Consider the following 2,531-nt stretch of genomic DNA (forward strand, 5'->3'; position numbering starts at 1 on the left):
AATCACTAACGGCAGAATGCGGGTTTCAGCCTTCTCAGTGAGGTCAAATGCTAACGGTAGAATGAGGGTTTCAGCCTAGGTCTCAAAAACTGTCCGGAGTATTGCAGTATAATAGGCGATAATTATCATCTCTTCCCACTGGATATATAATCATGACACCTGAACAACAACAGACAATTAAAACACATCTAGATGCTATTTCTGCCATCCTTTATGATGATTGTAATCCTGATTCCTTGCAGACATTAGAAGATATTGAACTCGCCGTGAGAGACCAAGTTTTGACTCATGTGACACCACATATCGGCTTTTTTTTATCTGCTCAGCTAGCGGTACAAAAGCCGGAAGAATCAAGACTTTAAAAAGTACCCTAGGTAATTTAAGTATCACCCAGAAGCAAGCAGATAAACTAGGCTGCGGTAGTGCTAGTAGGTTGAGTCCACATTTAGAAAACTGTTGCTTAAGACTGAGTGCCAATGTTGCTTATAAGCATGCCGCCCAAGATATTAAGTATCTAACGGGAGTGACTGTTCCGGCTAAAACACAACTCATATTAGTACATTATCAAGACTTCAGCGAACCGATATCAACAGAAGATATTGAGGAGCTAAGTGCAGATGGTGGAAAAGTACGACTGAGGGTACCTAAAGGGCAAAAATCTGAATGGAAAGACTATAAAGCAATTGTGTCGGAAGCTGGTATAGTGGCTAGTTTCAATCAAAATGATATCATCATTGATTGGGCAAATAAACAACCGCTAGCAAAACCTGTAACTTGCCTAGGTGATGGACATGATGGAGTGTGGAATATATTTAAGGAAATCACTTGTGAACAGGAGAGAAGAGAAATTCTCGATTGGTATCATCTCACTGAAAATCTTCAGAAAGTAGCCGGTTCAATTAAGCGGCTCAAGCAAGCAGAAGCCTACTTGTGGAAAGGGAATGTAGAGAGTGCGTTAGCTCTATTTACAAAGCTCAACAAAAAATCAGCAGTGAATTTTTGCAAATATTTAGAAAAGCACAAAGAAAGGATTATTAACTATGAAGTTTTCTCTCTTGATGGCATCTGTTCTATTGGTTCGGGAGCGGTAGAATCAGGCATTAAGCAAATAGCCAGACGAATTAAAATATCTGGAGCGAGTTGGAAATCCGAACATGTGGGACAAGTATTAGCTCCGAGTTGTGCTTACTTGAACGGCTTAATTGGTAATCAGCGAAAACCTGCATGAGTATCATTACTCACTACAGAAGTGACATGCTCCCAAGTGCTACAACTAGAATAGAAAGTGTTTTGCGTTTCATCGTCCCCTAAACCCCCTTCAAGGATAAGCGTTACCCGTGCTACTGTCCTAAAATGGTACTCCACATCCGTTGAAGGTGATTCCGTGACTGCTTCTCCCCAACCTACTCCCGAATCGAATATTTTGGGCAAGTTTGCCAGTGTTGTTGGCTTACTCAGTGCCGCTTTGTTTTTCACCGGCTGGATTTATCGCTGGTCTTATTTTTACTGCTTTCAGCTAAATGTAACTACCCTAGATTTACCAGTAGAATCGTTTTTCTTAGTACCGCTTCAGGTATTTTTAGGCGATGGCTGGACAATACTCAGAAGTGCGATCGCCCTTCTGCTGACAGCCCTGGCGATTTACCTCACTTTGTGGCTGGTTAATAGTATAAACAGGACAGTTGCTGCTAAAATTAATCGCAGAGCTAGACGTTGGCGTTTCTCTGCTCGAAGAAGAAGATTAGGGTTGCTTCATCGCTTCCTGAAGTCTTGGCAGCGATTTAATATCAATAGATTGAACTCTATCAAATTATTGCGATCGCTCGTTGACGAAATTATCATCGTCGGTTGGGTATTGCTAGTGTTGTTTTGGTCAGCATACCACCAAGGTATTGCCGATGCCCGACGCGACGCGGGCGAAACTTCGACTTTACCGGTAGTTACTTTAGTCGCCAAGGCAGATAATATTGCTTTAGGCAGAAAGCTCAATAATGTCTTTGATGACAAACTTACTCTAGAAAAGTATAAATTCATTGGCGATAAAGGTTTATTTGACGACTGGCTAGGCAAGGCAGACACGGATACTTCTAACCCCAAAGAACCTAGAGTTTGGCGGTTGCTTTTGGAGAGAGGAAACTGGATTTATCTGTTTCCGGCTTTAACAAATGAACAGCAAAAAGACCCTAACGCTCGCCCGCCCGTGATTGCCATTCAACAAAGTCAATCCGGCGATCAATTGTTAATTGTAAGTCCCGAAGCTTCTAAACCTTCTAAATAAATTTGGGGCTGGTTTTCATCCATGATTATACACAGATGGCCAGAAACCTCGGTTAGTCCGATAGTCCGCCAGTCCGCCAGTCCGATAGTCCGCCAGTCCGCCAGTCCGCCAGGGGTTGAAACCCCTGTCTCATAGCTGAAGTCGTCTGAAGACGACTGAAAGAGTTATTTATAGTCCAATGTCACTGAAAAAGTCTCGATCGCAAGGCCTGTTTACCTTTTAAGATAGAGCGAGGTTCCTGCATTCGAGGATA

Annotated in this window: 2 protein-coding genes; both read left to right on the plus strand. The window is 42.6% G+C overall.

What is annotated here, in order from left to right; genetic code table 11:
- Positions 1 to 152 precede the first annotated feature (152 nt).
- Positions 153 to 1,228, plus strand: a protein-coding gene (locus tag QUA83_RS30235) for an ISKra4 family transposase (protein ID WP_333297895.1) whose coding sequence is annotated in 2 segments (ribosomal slippage) — positions 153 to 306 and positions 306 to 1,228 — 1,077 coding nt in all. Because the reading frame shifts where the segments join, the coding sequence is not laid out codon by codon here.
- Positions 1,229 to 1,384: 156 nt separating this feature from the next.
- A complete protein-coding gene (locus QUA83_RS30240) occupies positions 1,385 to 2,278 on the plus strand; it encodes a hypothetical protein (RefSeq protein WP_333297897.1) in 894 nt (297 codons plus the stop codon).
- The last annotated feature ends 253 nt before the right edge of the window (positions 2,279 to 2,531 follow it).

The sequence above is a fragment of the Microcoleus sp. K1-B1 genome (genome assembly GCF_036704705.1).
Lineage (GTDB): Bacteria > Cyanobacteriota > Cyanobacteriia > Cyanobacteriales > Microcoleaceae > Microcoleus.